This window comes from Aureimonas pseudogalii (genome assembly GCF_014196835.1).
Taxonomy (GTDB): Bacteria; Pseudomonadota; Alphaproteobacteria; order Rhizobiales; family Rhizobiaceae; genus Aureimonas; species Aureimonas pseudogalii.
Genome location: NZ_JACIEK010000040.1, coordinates 1 through 6,596, shown reverse-complemented (window position 1 = coordinate 6,596; position 6,596 = coordinate 1). Strand labels below are relative to the sequence as shown.

The 6,596-nt window shown below is 63.3% G+C and carries 8 protein-coding genes; 4 read left to right on the top strand and 4 right to left on the bottom strand.

Annotated elements, in window-relative coordinates:
- Positions 1–253 precede the first annotated feature (253 nt).
- Positions 254–760 (top strand): hypothetical protein, encoded by a 507-nt coding sequence (locus tag GGR04_RS23545; protein ID WP_246393609.1) that lies wholly within the window; start codon positions 254–256, stop codon positions 758–760.
- A gap of 451 nt (positions 761–1,211) precedes the next feature.
- Here the strand turns inward: GGR04_RS23545 and GGR04_RS23540 are convergent, their stop codons facing one another.
- The 4 genes from GGR04_RS23540 to GGR04_RS23525 all read right to left on the bottom strand — a co-directional run bounded on the left by GGR04_RS23540 (position 1,212) and on the right by GGR04_RS23525 (position 4,950).
- Positions 1,212–2,291 (bottom strand): hypothetical protein, encoded by a 1,080-nt coding sequence (locus GGR04_RS23540; RefSeq protein WP_183203019.1) that lies wholly within the window; start codon positions 2,289–2,291, stop codon positions 1,212–1,214.
- A 115-nt stretch (positions 2,292–2,406) separates the two neighbouring features.
- Positions 2,407–2,616, bottom strand: coding sequence for a hypothetical protein (locus GGR04_RS23535; protein ID WP_183203017.1), 210 nt, complete (start codon positions 2,614–2,616; stop codon positions 2,407–2,409).
- Positions 2,617–3,070: 454 nt separating this feature from the next.
- The gene (locus GGR04_RS23530; RefSeq protein ID WP_183203015.1) at positions 3,071–4,075 is read right to left on the bottom strand and encodes an AraC family transcriptional regulator; all 1,005 of its coding nucleotides are present in this window, start codon (positions 4,073–4,075) and stop codon (positions 3,071–3,073) included.
- 53 nt (positions 4,076–4,128) lie between these two features.
- The gene (locus tag GGR04_RS23525) at positions 4,129–4,950 is read right to left on the bottom strand and encodes an SDR family oxidoreductase (RefSeq protein ID WP_183203013.1); all 822 of its coding nucleotides are present in this window, start codon (positions 4,948–4,950) and stop codon (positions 4,129–4,131) included.
- 311 nt (positions 4,951–5,261) lie between these two features.
- On the opposite strand from GGR04_RS23525, the gene GGR04_RS23520 reads away from it, so the two are divergent.
- From GGR04_RS23520 to GGR04_RS23510, 3 genes are all read left to right on the top strand, one after another.
- Entirely contained in the window at positions 5,262–5,537 is a 276-nt protein-coding gene (locus GGR04_RS23520; protein ID WP_183203012.1) for a hypothetical protein, read from the top strand.
- 46 nt (positions 5,538–5,583) lie between these two features.
- Positions 5,584–6,353 (top strand): IS5 family transposase gene (locus GGR04_RS23515; RefSeq protein WP_183203009.1). Its coding sequence is split into 2 segments (ribosomal slippage): positions 5,584–5,899 and positions 5,899–6,353, totalling 771 coding nucleotides; the frame shifts between segments, so codons are not numbered across the junction.
- A gap of 72 nt (positions 6,354–6,425) precedes the next feature.
- Positions 6,426–6,596: transposase (locus GGR04_RS23510; protein WP_246393611.1), on the top strand; the 171-nt coding region annotated here is incomplete at its 3' end.

The following is a 6,596-nucleotide window of genomic DNA, read 5'->3' as shown; positions in this document are numbered from 1 at the left end:
ACTCAGGCCTGAAGTTCCGCTCGCCTCGTGAGTTCATAAGGCTCAGTGCCTAAACCCAACAGCCGCCTGTCCGGCGAAATGGGGTCCACTCCAGTGTGGAACGGCCCGGTTTGCAAGGTATCCGTCGCGTCAATCGCCGTCGGACGGTGAAGATCGTTCGGGCAAGGCATTCGCCGTTATCGGCCCTTGGGGCCAGTTTCCACCCACCCAGCGACCACAAGGAAATCACGGACGAGGTCTGGGGAGAGGACTGATGCTCTTCATCGAAGCGTCGGTCATCGTTGCCATCCTTCCGCGCGAACACGACGGCGTGGAGCTTTACGACCGCATCATGGCCCACGGCGGCCCGTACCGTGTTTCGCCCATCATGCGAATGGAAGTCTCGCTCGTCATCGCGCGTGAGATGGCCGCTAAGCGCGAGCCGAACATGCCGCCGACACCTGAAATGATGGAGCAGGCTCGCAAGGCCGTGGATCTCTTCATCGAGGGATCGGTGCGACGGAGGCGCCGATCACGTCGACGATCGGCAACAAGGCGCTGGAAGCCGCAACCCGCGTCGGCAGGATCGTGGGACACCCCGCAAAGCTCAACCTGGGCGACCGATATGCCTACGCCTGCATACAAGGATACCGCGCCCGGCTCACCTACAAAGGCACTGATTTTCCCCACATCGATATCGGTTGGGAGGGAAGTGCTTCCGCCCCATCCACCCCGGACGGGTCATGGAGGGCAAGGTGGGAGAACTCGTGCGACGGGCTGATAAGAGGAGATCGAGGCTTTCCCGGCTCGTCGACGGAGATCGACATAGCCCTGGCCCCCCCACGCTTCCCTCTCGTGTACCCAGAGATCCTTGATCGCATCCGGCAGCCCGACGTCTTGTTTCAGATCGGGCCGAGCCACGACGCAAGCCTCGAAATCCCCACCAAAAAAGAGCCAGCATGTCCTGATCCGGATTTTCGATGGCGATTCTCGAACAGCTCATCCCGGCGGCGATCGAAGCCGGCGTGACCGTCATCGATGGGCGCGCTCGTTCACAACATACCGGCGCCCGCCGGGGGGGGCAGGCGATGGTAGCATGAGCCACATTCCCGACGTCCCGCTTCTCGACCCCGAGACCGCCGCGCGCATCGAGCGCGAGAACACGACCGTCGGTCAGTTCGAACACCTCGCCGCATCGACCGAAGGCAGGTGATATCCGGCACCTCGGAGCGTCAAGTCGGCTGAATTACCGTTTGTCGTTGCGCGTCCCATCGCCAGCATTCTTCGCCAAGATGGATGCCTCCCCACCAACGGTTGATACCTCCATGATGTCCAAAATCCGTTGTACCCTCCAGCAACGCCTCACCGAATGCCGACAGCCGCAGTCCGCTCTCATCATATTGAACCATACGGCTTTCATCGTCGTGACTGGCCATGTCGAAAGGCCCACCTTCCAGTCCCAGAATGGCGGGCGCGGCAAGATCGGCTAACGTATCGAGAAGCTTGCCCACCTCCCAATATTCCAGCGTTAGCGGTTCGCGGCGGGCGAACGCCATCTGGATCTGAGTCGGCGTGACGTCGCCCTCGGCGATGAGAGAAAGCACCTCGATTTCGGAACGACCAAGCCCGGTGATCGAGTCTGGCAGTTCTTCCAGCAGAACAACGATGGCTCGACGCAAATAAGGAAGTTGCGACGTATCGTCGTCGAGAAGGTCGAGCCAGCGCGATGGCGAAGATCTGAAGGCACGCCACGCTGTCTGTGCAAGTGCCAAAAGCGCAGGATCAGCCGACTGCGCCTCAGGCACGATCAACATGGGAGCGGTTGCATCCATTTCTCCCCAACGCTTCTCACCATGGACCAAATACAGTTTTCCGGTATCCATGCCGTGATAAGAGACCCAATTCAGAAACATGAGCAGGTTCAACTGCGCACTGGGATCTGGATCGACCCAGAATTCGGCTCGATCCAGATCTGGCCAGCACGTCGCGATCGCAGCAAAATCGCTGAAAACGGAGGGATCGTCGGGTAGCCAAGATCCGCACTGACGGGGATCCTCGGCTCGGTGGGCGCGGCGTTCCTCAAAGAATAGGTTGTAGTCATCGGTCTCGGGCACGGGATCCCGGATCAGCCGCGTCTGTATCTCGATAGCTCGGTCCTGATGACCGGGTGACGGAAACCACCCCTGGGTCCCGCCCCCGGATGCGCTGAACTTTTGTTTCAGAAATCCCGCCGCAGAACTGCCGCTCGTGAGGAACAGGCGGCGGGTCGGTGTCGCTCGCAGAGCGTTTGGCATAGAGGTCACCGTTTCCATCCATTCAAAAAGCCTATAGCAGGCCGACGGAGAAGAATTACGAGCCCAACGACGATTGCGATCGCAATTGCCCACATCTACATCAGCTTATTCCGGCAGGACACCGAAAATAAATTTAAAAAACACCGTCCAGAAAACCATTCAACAAATGAATTTGATATTCATGGGCATCATCTGAAAAAAATCCCTTGCGTAGCGACGAATGCTTTGCAAGCCTCCTGTTTTTATTAAATCTTACCATAAAGAGATTGACCTTGCCAGAGAAGCCGATCGCATCGTCCACGATGACGGGTCTGGTGATCTGTTCGCTGGCGATCGAAGGCATGAACGCGGAGCGCCGGAATGTATGGCCAGTCGCGAAGCTGGCCGCGAGGCGTTGATAGAGAAGAGTGCAGGCCGGCTAAACGAGCCGCGAAAGCCTATCGACTGGAAAAGGATTGCGGCGAGACATTCCTGCATGGCGATGAAGATCATGATTGCCGCTGGGTGCGGCCCTCACGCTGATCCGGCTCCTGTCGTTCACTCTTCCGCTCTTGGCTGGCGTCCGTAAATCACACTTTCGTGCCCGTCCGGCAGATGCGCCGGCGCAGGGCGGCGCATCTGCCGATCGACCGCGACGCCGATGAAGCGGGCCAGCGGGGACGGTGTAGTCCCGGCAAGATGTCGTCGTTTCCAGCGCTGATCGAGGAATAAGCTCGGAATTCTATTCAGCCGAGGAGGCGGCAGAACAGTGCCGTCATATCGAGCACCCCCGTGCGCCGGCGATCGTGCCGGGTCGTTCAGGCGGCGAGCGACCCGCCGCGTCGAACGACTTCCGGCGTCGTTCCCGTCCATGTGCGGAAGGCGCGAAAGAAGGAATTGGGCTCGTCGAAGCCCAGGAGAAAGGAGATTTCGGTCGGGGGCAGCGTGGTCCGTTCGAGGTAATGCCGGGCAAGCGCCTCGCGCGTCGTGTTCAACAGGGCCTGGTAGCTCGTGCCCTCCGCTTCGATGCGGCGCTGGAGCGTCCGCTTGCCGGCGCCCAGTCGCCGGGCGATGGCATCCATGCCGACGAGGCCGCTGGGCAAGGCCTCCAGCAACGCCGCGCGAACCCGCTCGACGGTGCTCGCGGCACCATCGAGATCGGCGAGGCGCCGACGCAGGTCGGGCTCGAACGCGGCCCACAGTGCATCGTTGGAGGTGAGGAACGGGCGCGTGGCATCGGCGCCCGCGAAGACGACCCGATGTCCGTGACCCCTGCGGATGCGCGCGCCGAGGAACGCCTCATAGGCATCGACCCGGGCGGGCGGCACGGTCGTCACGACCTCGATCGGGCGAACCGGCTCGCGCGTGCCCATGCGGACCAGCGCCACCGTGAACAGCAGATCCATGAGGACGAGCGAGTCCGGGGGAACGAACGGGGCATCGAGCCAGGTGAATTCTACCGTCAGCCGCCCGTCCGCCATGGCGGCGTCGAGCCGGATCGGCGCGATGAGCCGCTTGTACGTGCCGATGCGCCGGGCCGCCGTGACCAGATCGGGACTGCACAGCGCCGCGAACAGCGGCGGTGAAAAGACCTCGGCCCGGGCCACCTCGCAGAGCCGGAGCGGTAGCGGGCCATCGGTCATGTCCTCGATCGCCTGCCAGAGCCGGTAATAGTCCGGCGACGGCAGCGATGCGTTCGGCCGCGCCAGAAGGTCGTCCGGCAGGCCGGCGCGGCGCAGCACGTCGGCCGAGTTGATTCCGAGATCGTGGAGGAGCGTGCGCCAGGTCGTATCCAGCGCATAGCTATGGACGGGCAGGGTCATGGCTCCCATCGAACACGCGGGTGCCGTGCCCGTCCAGTGTCGTCCTTCGCGGATCAGCCGGCGACGCCGAACTGCGCCCGGAGCCCGGCGAAGAAGGTGTCGTCGTCGCTGGCCCGCCGCATGCCCAGCATCTGCTGCGCATCCGCCCCCGCCTCGAACCGGAGCCGGCTGCTCGTGTCCGTGGCCGCCGCGAACACGATGTCGGCGATCGCCTCGGGCGACGACCCTTGCGCCAGCATCGGCCCGAGCACGTCCAGCACCGACTGCACCAGCGGCTGATATTCGGTCAGCGACGGATCGTTGCCGAAGTCGAGCGAGCGGCCGCCGAAATCGGTCTTGATGCCGCCCGGCTCGACCAGCTTCACGCGAACGCCGAACGCGGCGAGCTCGTACTGGAGCGACTCCGACAGCCCCTCCACCGCGAACTTGGTGGCATGGTAGAGGGTGCCGAGCGGGAAGGCGATCCGGCCGCCGACCGACGAGACGTTCACGATCGTGCCGGCGCGGTTGGCGCGAAAATGCGGCAACAGCGCCTGTGTCGTCGCGATCAGGCCGAGGACGTTGGTGTCGAACTGCCGGCGAACCCTCTCGGTGGAGAATGTCTCCAGCGGGCCGTAGGCGCCATAGCCGGCGTTGTTGACGAGGGCGTCGATGCGCCCGAACGCCGCGAGCCCGGCCGTGATCGCCGATCCGATCGACGCCTCGTCCTGAACGTCGAGATGCGTGACGAGCGTCCGGTCGAGCTGCGTCAGCTGGGTTTCCGCATCGGGCGAGCGCATCGTGGCGACGACGTTCCAGCCCTTCGCCTGAAACAGCTTCGCGGTCGCCCGGCCGAGTCCGCTGGACGTGCCGGTGATGAGAACGGTGTGGGTCATGGTGCCTCCTTCAGGATGCATCCATGTGACGCTCGGCGGCTCGATCGTCAGTGGCAAAGCGCGCCATAACACTATCCGATGGCGACATCTGATTGAGCCGTTGCTTCCCCAAGCTCGAGAATCCAGCTGAAGAACGATGCCCCATGCTGGCCGGTCGTGGGCATGCGGACCGACAGCGTGTCGAAGGCATACTGACGCTCGTGGTGCGTGGGGCCTTGCCTCCGGCGGGGATATTGCATCGCGGTCGTGGTCCGTCGCCGGTAGCGGTCGGAACGACGGCCGCGTGATCGCAGTTTGCACGGGGAGACGACATGATTCCGCCGATCCTGCTTCCAGCGGTTCTTCAAACAGCCGCAGCCACTCAAGGCTATCCGGTCGATACCGATTGCCGAGAGCATCGCATTGGCCGCATGCTGGCGATGTCCGGATGTCTGACCTCGCAATCGGCGGTGTGGGACCGTCGTGTCGATCGGAAATGCCACGCAGCGCTCGTCAGGACCGAGGTTCCGCCGGTCGACCTGCGCGCCGCGCAACGGACTCGGCTCCGACATCGCGACGCGATCTATCTAGGGCCTGTTAGCGCCTGAAGCCGACTCTATGTCGCTGTCTTTTCCGATGAGGGAGAGCGTGCCGATGCTGAGCGACGAGCAATGGGATGAACTGGAGCCTCTGATCGAAGCGTGCCGCCCGCATGCGAAGGTGCCGAGCCTACATCTACGGCGGACAGTGGAGGCGATCCTCTGGCGTCATCAGAACGGGGCGAAGTGGCGATCGCTGCCGGCCGAGTTCGGCCCATGGTGGATGGCGGCGCAGACCTTCATCCGCTGGGCGCGGCTCGGTGTCTGGGAGAAGCTGCTGGCGTTGGTTCAGGAGCGAGGCATCCGGCTCGGCATGGTGTTCTTGGACGGGACCAACATCCGGGCGCACCAGAAGGCCGCGGGCGCCAGCCGAAAGGGGGATCTGCAAAAGAGCGAGACGGCCGTGAAGCGCTTGGCCGCTCTCGTGGCGGCTACGGCACAAAGGCCTGCGTGATGGCCGACGGCGCCGGGCGTGCCATCGCTTTCCACCTCGCCCCTGGACAGGCCCACGAACTGCCGCACGCCATCCCGCTGCTGGAGCGCCTGCCGGACGTGCCGAAGTGGGTCGTGGCCGACCGCGGATACACCAGCCATACCTTCCGCCAGCACATCTGGAACATGGGTGCCCGACCGGCCATCCCGCCGCTTCGCCATGAAGCGCCGGTCGCCTGCCCGGACTGGATCTACAACAACCGCAACCGGGTCGAGCGCCTGTGGGCGCGGCTGAAGGAGTGGCGCGCCGTAGCCACCCGCTACGAGAAGACCGCAGCAAGCTTCCTCGGCGTCCTCTGCCTCGCCGCAGCTCTCGATTGGATCAGGCGCTAACAGACCCTAGGCTCAGAACCTATAAATTCACTTTGAAGTCTGATTCAGTGGTGCTTTCGAACGGAGGTTCGGTTGGCCGGTCTGTTTCTTCTGAGCGAGCGCCAGATGGCGCGGATATCGCCGTTTTTCCCTTTGTCGCACGGGGTTTCAAGGGTCGATGATCGGCGGGTGGTGAGCGGTATCGTCTACGTGATCCGCAACGGGTTGCAGTGGAAGGACGCGCCCGCCGGCTACGGGCCGCAC

Bases quoted from the DNA above. Each gene is read 5' to 3' on its own strand.
- GGR04_RS23530 (WP_183203015.1), bottom strand. From the start codon at position 4,075: ATGACCCTGCCCGTCCATAGCTATGCGCTGGATACGACCTGGCGCACG.
- GGR04_RS23535 (WP_183203017.1), bottom strand. From the start codon at position 2,616: ATGCCTTCGATCGCCAGCGAACAGATCACCAGACCCGTCATCGTGGAC.
- GGR04_RS23545 (WP_246393609.1), top strand. From the start codon at position 254: ATGCTCTTCATCGAAGCGTCGGTCATCGTTGCCATCCTTCCGCGCGAA.
- GGR04_RS23520 (WP_183203012.1), top strand. From the start codon at position 5,262: ATGATTCCGCCGATCCTGCTTCCAGCGGTTCTTCAAACAGCCGCAGCC.
- GGR04_RS23540 (WP_183203019.1), bottom strand. From the start codon at position 2,291: ATGGAAACGGTGACCTCTATGCCAAACGCTCTGCGAGCGACACCGACC.
- GGR04_RS23525 (WP_183203013.1), bottom strand. From the start codon at position 4,950: ATGACCCACACCGTTCTCATCACCGGCACGTCCAGCGGACTCGGCCGG.